This window comes from Oscillibacter sp. KLE 1745, assembly GCF_000469445.2.
Taxonomy (GTDB): domain Bacteria; phylum Bacillota; class Clostridia; order Oscillospirales; family Oscillospiraceae; genus Oscillibacter; species Oscillibacter welbionis.
In genome coordinates, this window is record NZ_KI271681.1 from 1 (window position 1) to 13803 (window position 13803).

Sequence of the window (13803 nt, forward strand, 5' to 3'; positions counted from 1 at the left end):
AGCGGCCGCCGCCAGCCGGCGCAGGGGGAGGCGGTGTCGGTCAGGGTGGGAGAGAGTCTTGTGGATCAGGTCCGGCGACGGGCCGACAGGCTCGTTCATCCGGCGGTAGGTTTTGGAAAAGTTCATATATCCTCCTTCAGCAATGTCCGCAGCTTCTGCCGGGCCCGGGTCAGCTGTGCCCGGACGGTGGAGGGAGACCGGCCCAGAATCCGGGCGTTCTCCTCCGTCTGATAGCCCTCATAGTAGAACAGGTGGATGACGGCCCGGTATTTGCCGGGGAGATGGGCCAGAGCCTCGTCCACAGCGGATTCCACGGAGTCTTGGTAGGAATAGACATCCTCCAGCGGGAGGGTCCGCATCCGCCAGGGGGAGGCCAGCAGGCTCCTTGCGCAGTTGGCCGTCACCCGTAGGAGCCACGCCCGCCGGTGTTCCTCATTCGCAAAATCCGGAGCGGACCGGTGGAGCCGGAGAAAAACCTCTTGAAACACGTCGTCGGCGTCGCTGCGGGAGCGGGTCATGGCGTAGGCCAGCCGGTAGACTGCGGAGCCGTATTGCGCCACGGCTTCGGCGGTATCGGGCATGTGATCACATCCTTCTGTAAGGAATACCCGGCAGAGGGCGGAATTGCTGCAAAGAGAAAAAACATTACATTTGTTTTGGCGGGAATGTTGTGTTTGGTTGCGGCGGTGTTAGGTGGCTGTGGTGGACTTTCCAGACGGGGGCTGGTATGATGGGGACATCAAACGAGAGGGGGAGGCCCATGACCTTTGGAGAAAAACTGACCCGCCTGCGGAAGCGGGAGGGGCTCAGTCAGGAGGCGCTGGCGGAGCGGCTGGGGGTCTCCCGCCAGGCGGTGAGCCGCTGGGAACAGGGGGCGGCCCTGCCGGACGCGGCGAAACTGCTGCCCTGCGCCCGGCTGTTCAGTGTGGACGTGGAGTGGCTGCTGGATGAGGAACAGGATGGGGAGGATCGGCTTTCGGCGGCGGAGTTCCTGCAGGGAACGGAAAGGCCCTCTGTTCACAGAGACTGGCCCTGGTATATCGCCGGCGGCATCGTCACCGGCGCGGGTTCTTTGGGTATGGTGACCATGGGGATTCTGAGCGCCGTCTTTCCTGTCGTGGTTTCCGAGGCTCCGGCGGGGGTGGAGTGGGTTCGCATCTACACCGGCCTGGCTGGTTTTCTGAAAGCTCACGGCGTAGAGTGGCTCTTTGCCCTTTGGGCGGCGGTGGCCCTGGCGGGGCTCTGGCTGCTGGCCCAGCCGCCTATCCGGCGACGGGAGCAGACGGCCTCCCAGTTTTCCTCCTGGTACGCCGCGGGCGTGGCGGTAGGGCTGTACGGCGTCGGTCAGACCGCCTGGTATGTCCAGCTGGGCAAGCTGAGAGACCTGCCTCTGCTGGCCCTTTTCCTGGCGGCGGCGGTCTGGTGCACGGTGCGGCAGTTTTGGCGGCTGGGCGGGGAGCCGGACGAGACCCGCAGGCGGCAGGAACGGATCATTGCCCTGCTATACACCGTCGCACAGGGAGTCCTTCTCCTGCTGACGGCGGAGGCGGGCTTTGGCCTGGTGGCGCTGGTGCTCCATATTGGGGTGTATTTCATCTGCGCTGCAGCCATAACCTGGAGGCGGTCCGGCAGGGGAAAGCACTAAACACAAAAACAGGAGGCCGGGCTCCCGGCCTCCTGCCTTTGTGTCTGTTCGGTTATCCCATCAGATAGGCGTACTTGGTCAGCACCGTCCAGATGAACACCTCGATGTCGGCGGGCAGGTCGTTCTTGGCGTCCAGATCTGCCTCGAACACCTTGCTGTCCAGGCGCACCAGCACCTTCTTCCCGCCCAGAGGCAGGAAGCCCTGATTGTTTACACTCTCGTCAAAGCCCTCCCGGGTCAGGAACAGGGTGAACTTCTCCCGGTAGGGGGCGGAGTCGTAGGGGCAGAACACGGCGCAGTTGCCGCACTCGTTGCACATCCGGTCCACATGGAGGATCTGCTGGCGGCCGTCCGGCAGCTCGATGACCACATTGGCCCGGTTGGGGCACACGTCGGCGCAGACCTGGCACACCACGTTGCAGGTCAGGCACCGGTCGCCCTCGCACTTGGCGCTCTCGCAGAGGACGCCCTTCTTGGCGACGGCCTCCTCCCGGGTGGCTACGGCCTTGGCGGGGATGGCAAACTTGTGGGCCTCGCCGATGACGGCATTGGCGAAATACTGGGCGTCGGCAATGCCCTCCACCACGGTGGCGGGCCCGCGCATGGCGTCGCCGCCGGCGTAGACGCCCTCGAGATTGGTCTTGAAGGCGGGGATGCCCTTCTCGTCCACGGTGATGCCGTTCCGGGTGAAAACCTCGCTCTCAACCTTCTCGCCCACGGCGGAGACCACGGTGTCGCAGGGGATCTCTACCATTTCGCCGGTGGGGACGGGCTGGCGGCGGCCCTTGTCGTCCGGGTCGCCCAGCTTCATCTTCTCACAAATCAGCTTGCCGTCCTTCTGCTCCACAGGGGCTACCAGCTCCAGGAACTCCACGCCGTCGGCAATGGCCATCTCCAGCTCCTCCGCATCGGCGGGCATATACTTCTTCGTCCGGCGGTACACCAGGGTAGAGGATTTGGCCCCGGCCCGCAGAGCGGCCCGGGCAGCGTCCATGGCGGTGTTGCCGCCGCCCACCACGGCCACATGGCCCAGAGAGACGTCCTTACCCGCCTTCATGTCGCGCAGCCAGCCGATGACCGGCACCACGTTGCCGGGGATGTCCAGCCGTCCGGCCTTCCAGGCGCCTACGGCGAAGAAGATGTGGGTATAGCCCTGTGCCTTCAGCTCTGCCACAGAGGGGGCCTCGGTGTTCAGCTTTACCTCCACGCCCATCTTCTCCATCAGAGCCACGTCCTTGTCGATGGCCTCGTCGCTGATGCGGAAGGCAGGGATCACCTGCCGGACGATGCCGCCCAGGCGGTCCGCTTTTTCAAACAGCGTCACGGGGATGCCCGCCCGGCCCACGAAGTACGCCGCGGACATGCCGGTGGGGCCGCCGCCGATGACGGCCACCTTCCGGCCGTCCGTCACCGGCGCGGGAGGCGTGATCTTGGACATGTAGGCGTCATAGCCCTTTTCGGCCGCCACCAGCTTGGTGGCCCGGATGTTCACGGGCTCGTCGTAATAATTCCGCATACACTTGGTCATGCAGTTGTGGGCGCAGATGGTGCCCGTGATGAAAGGCAGGGGGTTCTTCTCGGTGATGAGCCGCAGGGCGGAGGCGTACGCGCCCTTCCGGCACAGCTCGATATACTCCGGAATGTCCTGGTGGATGGGGCAGCCGCCCTTGCAGGGAGCGGTGAAGCAGTCCAGCAGGGGAACCTTTTCATAGAGTTTGCGGCGGGGCAGGGGCTTGATGGCCTTCACGTGATACTTGTCGGACCGAGCCGCCAGAGAGAGGGCCTCGATGCCGACCACGTCCACGCCGGTGAAGGGCTTGAAGTCCAGAGCGTCCAGCTTGTCTCCGATCTGGGTGAACCGCTGGTAGCCGCCGGGCTTCAGCTCGGTGGTGGCCATGGTGATGGGCCAGATACCGCAGGCGAACAGCTTGTCAATGTTGAAGGCGTCGGCACCGCCGGCATAAGAGAGGCGCAGCTTCCCGCCAAACTCCTTGGCCATCATGGCGGCCATGGTGGTGGTCAGGGGGAAGAGGGACTTGCCCGCCATGTACATCTCCTCGCTGGGCAGTTCTCCGGCCTTCACGTCCACAGGGAAGGTGTTGGAGAGCTTCAGGCCGAATTCCAGCCCCTCCTTGTCTGCCAGGGCCTGGAGGCGGTGGAACATGGGCACCGCGTCGGCGTACTGCAGGTCCTCCTTGAAGTGGTGATCGTCGAAGGCGATATAGTCATAGCCCATGGAGTCCAGAATGGACCGGGCGGTCTCGTACCCCAGGATGGTGGGATTGCACTTGACGAAGGTGTGCAGGTGCTTCTTCTCCAGCAGGTAGCTGGCGATCCGCTCGATCTCGTCCGGCGGGCAGCCGTGGAGGGTGGACACCGTCACGGATCCGGACACATGGGGAGTGATCGTGTCGATATAATCGCTTTCTCCCGGGAAGAACTCCTTCAAAACAGCGATGCACTCCTGGAAGATGGGCGTCTTGGAGGCGTCCACCATGCCGTTCAGGAAGGTGTCGATCTTCTCACCCTGGATGCCTGCCAGGTCATAGCCCACGGACATGTTGAACACGAATCCGTTGGGATCGCCCAGACCATAGACTTTTGCCATGATCTTCAGGGCGCACCAGGCCTTCACATACTCCTCGAAAGCCTGCTGGACATACAGCTCCGTGGACCACTCGCAGTTGTAGCACTCATCCTCCGCCAGAATGCAGGGGCGGTTGATGCAGGCGGCCAGATCTGCGCCGTCCATCTTCTGGACGGTCTTCAGCTCGAAGAACCGGGCGCCGGCGAAATAGCCGGCAATGATGTTCTGGGCCAACTGGGTGTTGGGGCCGGCGGCGGGGCCGAAGGGGGTCTCGATGGCCTCGCCGAAGATGGGCAGCTTCTTCACGCCGGCCTTATAGGGCTTGTGGACGCCGAACACGGCGCCGTCCCGGCGGTATTCGGTGGTGATCCAGGTCATCAATTCCCGAAAGGGAATGGGGGTCATTAACTCAGACATAGTTTTTCCTCCTCAGAATAACTCCTGAAATACGAATGCGCACTGCTTCCGCAGGGGCACATCGGCCGGTCATCAATACTCCTTGTGGTTCAGCCGGCCCCACAGACGCTTGCTGCTCTCCAGAATGTGGGCATTCACGGCCTCCTCGTCGATCTCCGTCAGGACCCGGTCCTTCATCAGGATTCTGCCGTTAATCATGGTGGTCTGGCACTGCCGCCCCGTCATGCCGAAGAGCATGTGCCCGTCGATGTTGGCATCAGAGAACGGTGTGAAGGGCTTGTAGTCCATGACGATCACGTCCGCCGCCGCGCCGGGCTTCAGCACGCCCAGAGTGGGGAAGCCGGTGCGCTCCGCCATCTTGGCGTTGTTGCGGAACAGCATGTCCGTCACCTCGCACCAGCCCACGTTGGGCATACAGGCGTTGTGCCGCTGGGAGCACAGGGCCACCTTGATGGACTCCAGCATGTCGTTGGTGTAGGCGTCGGTACCCAGACCGATCAGAATGCCCTTCTTGTAGAGCTGCAGCACCGGAGAGATACCCACGGCGTTGCCCATGTTGCTCTCCGGGTTGTTGACGCACATGGTGTCCGTGGCCTTGATGATATCCATTTCCGCCGTGTTCACATGGATGCAGTGGCCCAGGATGGTCTTGGGTCCCAGGATGCCGTGGTCCTGGAGCCGCTGGACGGGCCGGCGGCCGTAGTTCTGGAGGGAGTCGTACACGTCGTTCATGCCCTCGGACACGTGGATGTGATAGCCCACCCGGCCGCTGTTGGCCGCCGCCATCCGGTCAAAGGTCTTGTCGGAGATGGTGAACAGGGCATGTCCGCCGAACATGGCCTTCAGCATATCGGAGGGGTTCTGCTCGCAGTAGTCGATGAAGTCCTTGTTCTCCTGCACGGACTGAAGGGATTTCTCCTCCCCGTCCCGGTCGCTGACCTCATAGCACAGGCACGCCCGCATCCCGAATTCCCTCGTCACCTCGGCGATCCGCATCAGGGAGCCGGGGACCTCACAGAAGCTGGCGTGATGGTCGAAAATGGTGGTGACGCCCTGCTTGATGGAGTCGATCACCAGGGCCTGGGCGCTGGCCTTGGTGGCCTCCAGGTCCAGATTCCGGTCAATGTACCACCACTGGCCGTCCAGCACCTCATAGAAGCTGGTGGGGTTGTACCCATCGATGGAGAGGCCCCGGGCCAGGGCGGAGTAGATGTGGGTGTGGGCATTGATAAGGCCCGGCATGATGACGCCGCCACGAGCGTCCACAAATTCCGCCTGGGGGTACTTGGCCTTCAGATCCGCGGTGGTGCCGACCTCCACGATCTTGCCGCCATCGGTGACCACGCCGCCGTCCGGCAGGTAGCCGATGCCCTCCGGATCCCGGGTGATGACCTTGCCGTTTGCCAGTAAAATCATAAAAATGACCTCCTTTTGTCCGTCTTTTGCATATCTGATAAAAAGAAAAGGCGTTTCAAACCGCTGTCGGTTTGAAACACCTACCAAAAGACCGGAATGATAGGTGTCAGCCCGTGCGCGCAGCACTTCGTTGCAGCTATCATTCTTCCCTTGTACTTGTATTTTACCGGACAGCAGCCTAAAATGCAAGCAGGGAAGCTCAAAAATTTTCAGATGGATTTTGTGTAGTTTGCCGGAAAGCGGCGGAACTTATTCCCAACCGGGTCCGTCTACATGAAATGAAATAAAGAAAGCGACGGAATCAGAGAAAGAGGAGGCGTCAGAATGAAACGGCTTTGGATTTGCCTGCTGGCTTTTGCGCTGCTGACGGGATGCGGCGATTCCGGCGACATTGCGGTGACAACGGTATACGAAACAGATGACCCGCCCCGGACCGCCCTGACCACGGAGTGGGAGACCTACGACCCGTCGGTGGAGACGGTGTGGTGCATCCTGTCCTATGAGGGGGAAGGGGAATCTCTGGAGTATGGGGCGCCCTATTGGCTGGATGTGCGGGAGGCGGACGGCAGCTGGACCCAGGTGCCCCTGGCTGAGAACGCCGGATGGGATGCCATGCTGTATACCCTGCCGTCCGGTGAAAAGCAGGCGTTTCCGTGCATCCTGTCCCTGTTTGACTACGACTTCTCCGGCGGCGGTACGTTCCGCGTCATCAAAGAGATCGGAGAATATACGGCCGCGGCGGAGTTCACCCTGACAAAGGGGGCGGTCATCTCCGCAGAGACGCCTTACGGCTTCGGCCCCATGGAGGAGGTACCGGAGTACGGCGACCCGGCGGAGCTCTCCGCCGGCGGTGCCGTGGTGTTCACCGAGGCGGGAACGGAGAACGCGGATGCGGCGGAGATATTTTTGGAGAAGGTCTCCCTGGGCATCCCCTGCCAGCTGCGGACCCTTCAGAACTACTATGAGAGCTGGCCCATGCTGATCGACGTCATCTATGACGGCCGCGGCTTTCTCTGGCGGATGCGGACCGGCGGAGAGATCACGGAGAAACGATTTTCCTACATCGTGACGGACGGCACGGACGTATACCTCTCCAACGGCGCAGACTGGGAGAGCACAGAACAGTACGACAGTGAGAAGGCGTTTCTGCTGCCCTCCGGCTCCGGATCCTTCCTGGTACCCGCGGCGGAGGCGATGACAGATGACCGGCTGGCGGAAAATACCGCCCGCTATCGGATCTGGTCAGGCGACGGGATGCGGGCTGCTTCCCTGACGGAGGACCCTGCAGAATTCAGCGTCATACGCTGTGACCCGGAGAGCGGAACATGGAGCAGGTCCTGGACCATCCGGGAGCTGGATGACCGGGCCACGGCAGTGAGGGACCTTTCCTGGCTGGAATCCGGAGCACTCCTGCACATCACTTATGAAACGGAGAAGGACGGCACGCTGACGGTTGACTTTGTGCCGGACGCTGAACTGACTGATCCCGGCGATCTCTGCGGCTATCCGGCGGAATAGAGACTGCGGGGCCGGCGGTTTGCCGGTTTTTCCGTAGAATACTGCAAAATCTTGGGATTTTCCATTGACAAGGGCACAAAAGCTCTGATATTCTATTCGGGCTGATTGAAACGATTTCCCGACCATTCCCCAACATTAAAAAGGAGAGAGATGCACACATGCTGGGAGAGATCATTGCGGATTTGAGCAACTGGATGTATACCTACCTGCTGGTGATTCTGCTGGTGGCCGCCGGACTGTTTTTCACCATTCGGAACCGGTTCCCGCAGCTGCGGCTGCTGCGGGAGGCCATCCGCGTGGTGGTGGAGCGGCCGGAGAAGGAGGGAAGCGTGTCCTCCTTCCAGGCGCTGATGGTGTCCACCGCCTCCCGGGTAGGTACGGGCAACATTATCGGCGTGTCCGTGGCCATCTGCATGGGCGGCTACGGCGCCGTGTTCTGGATGTGGCTCATCGCCCTGCTGGGCGGCGCCACGGCCTTTACCGAATCCACGCTGGCGCAGATTTACAAGCGCCGGAACCCGGAGACCGGCGAGAGTTACGGCGGCCCTGCCTATTATATTGAGGCGGCCCTCCACAGCCGTCCCCTGGCGGTGCTGTTTGCCCTGAGCCTCATCGCCACCTACGCCGGCGGCTTCAACATGCTCTGCTCCTACAACCTCCAGTCCACCTTCTCCGGATACAGCTTTTATTCCCCGGAGTGGACGCCCTGGATCATCGGCGGCATCGTGGCGCTGCTGACCGGGTACTGCGTCATGGGCGGCGGCAAGCGGATCATCGCCTTCGCCTCCACTCTGGTGCCCATCATGGGCGGACTGTACGTGCTGGTGGCCCTGGTGGTCATCGTCATGAACGTGGGGCTGATTCCCCAGGTGTTCGGACGGATCTTCTCCGAGGCGTTCGATTTCCAAGCCATCTTCGCCGGCTTCACCGGCTCTGCCGTGATGCAGGGCGTGAAGCGGGGCCTCTTTTCCAACGAGGCCGGCGTGGGCTCCGCCCCCAACGCTGCCGCCTCTGCCAATGTCAGCCATCCGGTGAAGCAGGGGCTGGTCCAGATGCTGTCTGTCTTCCTGGACACGCTGGTGATCTGCTCCGCCACCGCCTTCATGCTGCTGTGCTCCGGTGTGGAGCCCGCAGTGGAGCTGCAGGGCGCCCCCTATGTGCAGTCGGCCCTGGCCGCCTCCTTCGGCACCCTGGGTCCCGTTTTCATCACCGTGGCCATGGTGCTCTTTGCCTTCACAACTCTGATCGGAAACCTCTACTATGTGGACAATGCCCTGGCGTATCTGCTGGGGCACGTGCCCTCCAAGCGGTTCATGGTGGTGTTCCGCCTGATTGCCATGGGACTGATTTTCCTGGGCGCCGGCCTCACGCTGGATCTGGTGTGGAACCTGTCTGACGTGCTGATGGGCGTCATGGTGCTCATCAACATTCCGGTGATCGCGGTCCTCTCCCGTCCGGCGGCGGCAGCCCTGCGGAACTATACCGAGCAGCGCAGGGCCGGCAAGAACCCCGTGTTCCGGGCCGCGGACATCGACCTGAAGGAAAAGACCGAATACTGGAACTGAAATAAAAACGGCAGGGCTTTGAAAGCGGACGCTTCGGCGTCCGCTTTTTTTGCATAGAATGGAATAGAAACAGAAAATTTACAAAAACTACTTGAAATAAAAAATGAAATCGCTTAATATAATATCGAAAACTATATTATATGATGCGGACGGCATGATGCCGGATTTCAAGAAGGAGAGACCATTCCATGCGCAAACTGTTTGCAAAGGCCCAGGACCCCATCAGCTGTGAAACCCATGCGCTCGGCGCGGTGGCCGCCCTGGGGGGCGGTCTGCTGTATCTGCTTCGGGGCGTCTGGACGGATGCGGCCATACCGGCGGTGGCGGCGGCGCTGTGCTTCTGTCTGTCTATGGCGGCACTGTATGCCGCCAGCGCCATCTATCACTACTATCCCGGCACTGCCGCCAGCGGCGGAGTGAAGCGGGTGCTGCGGAAAATGGACCACAGTATGATCTATGTGCTGATTGCCGGCAGCTACACGCCCTTCTGCGTGGTGCTGCTGCCCCAGCCCAGGGGAACACAATTCTGCCTGATCCTCTGGGGCGTGGCCCTGGCGGGGGTGCTGGCGAAGATGCTGTGGATCAACGCACCACGGATGCTGTCCACGGCAGTATATCTCATCATGGGATGGTCTGTGGTGTTTGTGGCAAAGGACTTCACCGCTCTGGGCCAGCCCTGCCTGACGCTGGTGGCTCTGGGCGGGATCTGCTACTCGGTGGGAGCGGTGTTCTACGCCGTCAAGAAGCCAAACATCTCTGCAGAGTGGACCTTCCACGAACTGTTCCACCTGTTGATTCTGGCGGGGTCTTTCTTCCACTATCTGGCGGTATATCTGTATGTGCTGTGACGCAGTGGCGAAAAATCTGACTGAAAACGAAAGCAGCCCGGCGGAATATCCGCCGGGCTGCTTTTGGAATCTGTGCAATTGGAACACTGGCGCTGTTTATTGCGGGCTTTCATCCGGTATCGGAAGGCCGTGCGACTCCATCAAGCCGTACGACTCCAGCAGAGCTTTTGCCTCGTCCAGAGATGCTGCCGGAGCGACATAGACGGAGGAGCCGGCTACGTAGGTTGACGTTCCGTCGTCCTCGCCGGGGACCCGCTCAAAGGGGAACAGGAAGAACTGCGTATATTCCCGGTCTGTGTACAGTTCCCCGAAAAACGTGTGGGCGGGGAACTTTCCGTATTCGAGCAGGCCCCGGTTGAGGCCGCCGCCCTCATGGGCCATGGTCAGCCAGACCTTGCTGGCTTCCTCAGAGGTGAAGGGCTGTTCCTCCAGTTCCAGATAGCCGCTGAAGCTGTCATCCTGCCCCCACTGCTTCACCATCTCCCCGTGGAAATGCAGAGTGGTGTTCACGGCCGTGGCCTCGCCATCCTCCCACAGGACCGCCGGGAGTGTCACGTCCACCTGTGACCGGAATTTCACCATGCGGGCAATGACCAGTGCGGCAGCGAGAATCAGTACCAGACAGATCACCGTCGTGGCCCGGTTGGGGCCGTGCCGTTTGGCGTTCGTCTGCTCTGGGGCCATGGTATGCTCCTTTCCGCCGGACGGGACCGGCCTGCCGTGCATCACACACGTAAAGGGAGAGCGCCTTATTTTGTCCCGAAGATCCGGTCACCGGCATCGCCCAGACCGGGGACAATATAGCCGTGCTCGTTCAGATGGTCATCCACGGCGCCGCAGTAGATGTCCACGTCCGGGTGGGCCTTCTGGATGCGCTCCACACCCTCCGGCGCGGCCAGCAGAACCATCAGCTTGATGTTTTTGCAGCCCCGCTTCTTCATCTCGGTGATGGCGGCCTCGGCGCTGCCGCCGGTGGCCAGCATGGGATCCACGATCATGATGTCCCGCTCCGCAATGTCCTTGGGCATCTTGCAGAAGTAGACATGGGGCTCCAGCGTCTCCTCATCCCGGAACATGCCGATGTGGCCCACACGGGCGGAGGGCACCATCCGCAGCACACCGTCCACCAGCCCCAGGCCCGCCCGGAGGATGGGCACCACAGCGAACTTCTTGCCTTTCAGGGTGGGGGCGATGGTCCTGCAGATGGGGGTCTCCACCTCCTTGGTGGTCAGGGGCAGATCCCGGGTGGCCTCATAGGTGATCAGCATCCCGATCTCGGAGACGATCTCCCGGAAATCCTTGACGCTGGTGTCCTTGTCCCGTAGGATGGTCAGCTTGTGGGCCACCAGGGGGTGGTCCATCACATGCACTTTGCCGCTCATACTTATAAACTCCTTTTCTCTGATATCCTTGATGTAAACCGTTCCCTACGATCTAAACCGTTCCCTCAGATCTGGGGCGGCTGCCGCAGACGCTGGGCCTGGGGAGGGCGGAGATAGACCGGAAGCAATTCCTGGGCGGAGACCAGCTTTCCCGCCCGGGCCAGGTCCTCGGCGCACAGGGCCACGGACATGGCGTTCTGCATCACCAGTTGGGGCGGTGCCAGGCGGCAGGGCAGTCCCGACTCTGTCAGCGCCTTCTCACAGAGGACGGCGCCGTCCCCCACGATCACCAGGGGCAGCGGCTCGCTCCGCAGCTCCTCCGCCAGCTCCGCAAGGCCGATGGCGCGATCCGGCGTCCGGCGGGTCAGGCGGCCATGTTCGGAGGTGAAGAGGGCGTTGTAGATCTGGCTACGCCGGGCGTCCATGGCGCAGACCACCAGGGCGTCCATGTGGGCCACGTTCCGGGCCATGGCCTCCAGGGTGGAGACGGCCGCGCAGGGCTTGTCCGCGGCAAAGGCCAGTCCCTTGGCAGCCGAGACGCCGATGCGGATGCCGGTGAAGGACCCCGGGCCTGCCGCCACAGCGACGGCGTCGCAGTCCTGGACGGTCAGGCCGGTGTTTTTCAGCATGGCCTCCACAATGGGCATCAGGGTGCGGCTGTGGGTGAGGCCGGTGTCCTGATAGCCGGAGCAGAGGACTTTCCCATCCTCCGTCACGGCGGCGGAGACCGCCTTGGCGGAGGTTTCCAGTGCCAAGATCCTCATTGTGCAGCACCTCCTTCCACGGTGATGCTCCGCCAGCCGTCGTGCTCCGGATGGCGGGTGAGGGTCACATAGACCGTGCCCTCCGGCAGGGCGTCCGCCACCTGCTCGCTCCACTCTACGGCGCAGACGCCGCCCCGGGAGAGATAGTCCTCCCAGCCGATGTCGAACAGGTCCTCAGACCCGTTCAGCCGGTACATATCGAAGTGGAACAGAGGGGTAGGGCCCTCATACTCGTTGACGATAGTGAAGGTGGGGCTGGTGACCCGACCTCGGCATCCCAGGCCCCGGGCAAGGCCACGGGTAAAGGCGGTCTTGCCCATGCCCAGACCGCCCCGGTAGGCCACCACGGCGCCGGGAGAGAGAGCGGCGGCCAACCGTTCACCAAAGGCCTCCGTCTCCGCCTCGCTGTGGGAAATATACTCCACGAAGCAGCGCTCCTTTCCAGTGATATTTCCAAATCTGATTCAGTATACCATATTTTGAACAGTCTGTAAAAACAAATTTGCGGCGTTTACACATCTTTTCATTTGTGGTATACTGCATTCGTCAAATTCTGCGCCGGAGGAAATGGAAACGCCCATGTGGAACCGACTGAAAGCCATTCTGGCAGACTTCATCCAGCAGGCCGACCTGGTGCTGCTGGGGCTCTGCTGCGCCGCCACCCTGTACGGCATGGCGCTGATCGCCAGCGCCACCAGATACCTGGGCACCGGGGGCATCCTGCGATATGTGGGCGTCCAGGGGGCGGCCATGGTGCTGGGCATCTGCGCCTATATCTTCATGTCCATGTTGGACCTGGAGCGGCTGATGCGACGGTGGAAGTGGCTTGTGGCCTTCAACGTCGTGTTCATCGCCCTGCTGCTGACACCCTTTGGCGTCTCGGACAACACGGGCAACACCGCATGGCTGAAATTTCCCTTTCTCCCCTTCAGCATCGGCCCGGCGGAGGTGGTGAAGATCACCTTCACCCTGCTGCTGGCCAAGCAGTTGGAGTGGCTGCGGGAGGTGAAGCGGGATCTGAAATCCTTCCCCTCCGCCCTGATGGTGGCGGGGCACACCATCGCCCTGATGGGGTGGTACGTGGGGATTTCCGGGGATATGGGCAACGGCCTGACATTTTTCTTCATCTTTCTGTGCATGGCCTTTGTGGCAGGCTTCGCTCTGCGGTGGTTCGTCCTGCTGTTCGCCGGCAGCGGGGCAGCCATTGCCGCCTCGGTGGCTCTGGGCCTGATGCCGGACTATATGATCAACCGTTTCCGGGTCCTGTTTGACCACTCCTATGATACCCTGGGAGCAGGCTGGCAGCAGACCCGGGGCCTGCTGGCCCTGGGCTCCGGCGGCCTCTTCGGCCAGGGATACATGCAGGGCACCCAGACCCAGGCGGGGGAGGGGTCCCTGCCGGCCCGGCACACGGACTTCATCTTCTGTGTCTGCGGGGAGGAGCTGGGGATGATCGGCTGTCTTGTTGTGATCGCCCTGCTGGCGGCCATCATCATCCGGGTGCTGCTGGTAGCCCGCCGGGCTGAGACGCCCTTCCACTGCTATGTCTGTGTGGGTGTGGCGGCCATGCTGATCTTCCAGACTGTGGTGAACATCGGTATGTGCCTGTTTGTGATGCCCGTGATCGGTCTGACCCTGCCGTTCTTCAGCTACGGCGGGGG

At 61.9% G+C, this 13803-nt stretch carries 12 protein-coding genes; 5 read left to right on the forward strand and 7 right to left on the reverse strand.

Going from position 1 to position 13803, the window contains the following annotated elements; all coding sequences use genetic code 11:
* Nucleotides 1–122: 122 nt before the first annotated feature.
* Nucleotides 123–581, reverse strand: coding sequence for an RNA polymerase sigma factor (locus HMPREF1546_RS02770; RefSeq protein ID WP_021747819.1), 459 nt, complete (start codon nucleotides 579–581; stop codon nucleotides 123–125).
* Between the two features lie 179 nt (nucleotides 582–760).
* Between HMPREF1546_RS02770 and HMPREF1546_RS02775 the strand changes: the two genes are divergently transcribed.
* Nucleotides 761–1645: a helix-turn-helix domain-containing protein gene (locus HMPREF1546_RS02775; RefSeq protein ID WP_051319933.1), complete on the forward strand. Its 885-nt coding sequence runs from the start codon at nucleotides 761–763 to the stop codon at nucleotides 1643–1645.
* A gap of 52 nt (nucleotides 1646–1697) precedes the next feature.
* Here the strand turns inward: HMPREF1546_RS02775 and ygfK are convergent, their stop codons facing one another.
* Entirely contained in the window at nucleotides 1698–4649 is a 2952-nt protein-coding gene (gene ygfK, locus HMPREF1546_RS02780) for a putative selenate reductase subunit YgfK (protein ID WP_021747816.1), read from the reverse strand.
* Between the two features lie 72 nt (nucleotides 4650–4721).
* On the reverse strand, nucleotides 4722–6065 hold the full coding sequence (ssnA, locus tag HMPREF1546_RS02785) for a putative aminohydrolase SsnA (RefSeq protein WP_021747815.1): 1344 nt from the start codon (nucleotides 6063–6065) through the stop codon (nucleotides 4722–4724).
* Between the two features lie 324 nt (nucleotides 6066–6389).
* On the opposite strand from ssnA, the gene HMPREF1546_RS02790 reads away from it, so the two are divergent.
* From HMPREF1546_RS02790 to HMPREF1546_RS02800, 3 genes are all read left to right on the forward strand, one after another.
* Complete coding sequence (locus HMPREF1546_RS02790; RefSeq protein WP_021747813.1) at nucleotides 6390–7583, forward strand: immunoglobulin-like domain-containing protein; 1194 nt, start codon at nucleotides 6390–6392, stop codon at nucleotides 7581–7583.
* Nucleotides 7584–7741: 158 nt separating this feature from the next.
* Nucleotides 7742–9148 (forward strand): sodium:alanine symporter family protein, encoded by a 1407-nt coding sequence (locus tag HMPREF1546_RS02795; protein WP_021747812.1) that lies wholly within the window; start codon nucleotides 7742–7744, stop codon nucleotides 9146–9148.
* A gap of 188 nt (nucleotides 9149–9336) precedes the next feature.
* Nucleotides 9337–9996 (forward strand): hemolysin III family protein, encoded by a 660-nt coding sequence (locus HMPREF1546_RS02800; protein ID WP_021747810.1) that lies wholly within the window; start codon nucleotides 9337–9339, stop codon nucleotides 9994–9996.
* A gap of 96 nt (nucleotides 9997–10092) precedes the next feature.
* Here HMPREF1546_RS02800 and HMPREF1546_RS02805 read toward each other — a convergent pair whose 3' ends face one another.
* From HMPREF1546_RS02805 to tsaE, 4 genes are all read right to left on the reverse strand, one after another.
* Complete coding sequence (locus HMPREF1546_RS02805) at nucleotides 10093–10680, reverse strand: hypothetical protein (protein WP_036629516.1); 588 nt, start codon at nucleotides 10678–10680, stop codon at nucleotides 10093–10095.
* A gap of 65 nt (nucleotides 10681–10745) precedes the next feature.
* On the reverse strand, nucleotides 10746–11378 hold the full coding sequence (gene upp, locus HMPREF1546_RS02810) for a uracil phosphoribosyltransferase (protein ID WP_021747808.1): 633 nt from the start codon (nucleotides 11376–11378) through the stop codon (nucleotides 10746–10748).
* 65 nt (nucleotides 11379–11443) lie between these two features.
* On the reverse strand, nucleotides 11444–12142 hold the full coding sequence (tsaB, locus tag HMPREF1546_RS02815; protein ID WP_021747807.1) for a tRNA (adenosine(37)-N6)-threonylcarbamoyltransferase complex dimerization subunit type 1 TsaB: 699 nt from the start codon (nucleotides 12140–12142) through the stop codon (nucleotides 11444–11446).
* Nucleotides 12139–12567, reverse strand: a complete 429-nt coding sequence (tsaE, locus tag HMPREF1546_RS02820; RefSeq protein WP_021747806.1) for a tRNA (adenosine(37)-N6)-threonylcarbamoyltransferase complex ATPase subunit type 1 TsaE — start codon at nucleotides 12565–12567, stop codon at nucleotides 12139–12141. The genes tsaB and tsaE overlap by 4 nt, the downstream gene beginning before the upstream one ends.
* Before the next feature lie 154 nt (nucleotides 12568–12721).
* Between tsaE and HMPREF1546_RS02825 the strand changes: the two genes are divergently transcribed.
* On the forward strand, nucleotides 12722–13803 hold a 1082-nt coding region (locus HMPREF1546_RS02825; protein WP_036636466.1), incomplete at its 3' end, for an FtsW/RodA/SpoVE family cell cycle protein.

Coding starts and splice junctions, on each gene's coding strand:
- HMPREF1546_RS02805 (WP_036629516.1), bottom strand. CDS start 10,680: ATGGCCCCAGAGCAGACGAACGCCAAACGGCACGGCCCCAACCGGGCC.
- HMPREF1546_RS02795 (WP_021747812.1), top strand. CDS start 7,742: ATGCTGGGAGAGATCATTGCGGATTTGAGCAACTGGATGTATACCTAC.
- HMPREF1546_RS02800 (WP_021747810.1), top strand. CDS start 9,337: ATGCGCAAACTGTTTGCAAAGGCCCAGGACCCCATCAGCTGTGAAACC.
- tsaB (WP_021747807.1), bottom strand. CDS start 12,142: ATGAGGATCTTGGCACTGGAAACCTCCGCCAAGGCGGTCTCCGCCGCC.
- HMPREF1546_RS02790 (WP_021747813.1), top strand. CDS start 6,390: ATGAAACGGCTTTGGATTTGCCTGCTGGCTTTTGCGCTGCTGACGGGA.
- HMPREF1546_RS02770 (WP_021747819.1), bottom strand. CDS start 581: ATGCCCGATACCGCCGAAGCCGTGGCGCAATACGGCTCCGCAGTCTAC.
- ygfK (WP_021747816.1), bottom strand. CDS start 4,649: ATGTCTGAGTTAATGACCCCCATTCCCTTTCGGGAATTGATGACCTGG.
- HMPREF1546_RS02775 (WP_051319933.1), top strand. CDS start 761: ATGACCTTTGGAGAAAAACTGACCCGCCTGCGGAAGCGGGAGGGGCTC.
- ssnA (WP_021747815.1), bottom strand. CDS start 6,065: ATGATTTTACTGGCAAACGGCAAGGTCATCACCCGGGATCCGGAGGGC.
- upp (WP_021747808.1), bottom strand. CDS start 11,378: ATGAGCGGCAAAGTGCATGTGATGGACCACCCCCTGGTGGCCCACAAG.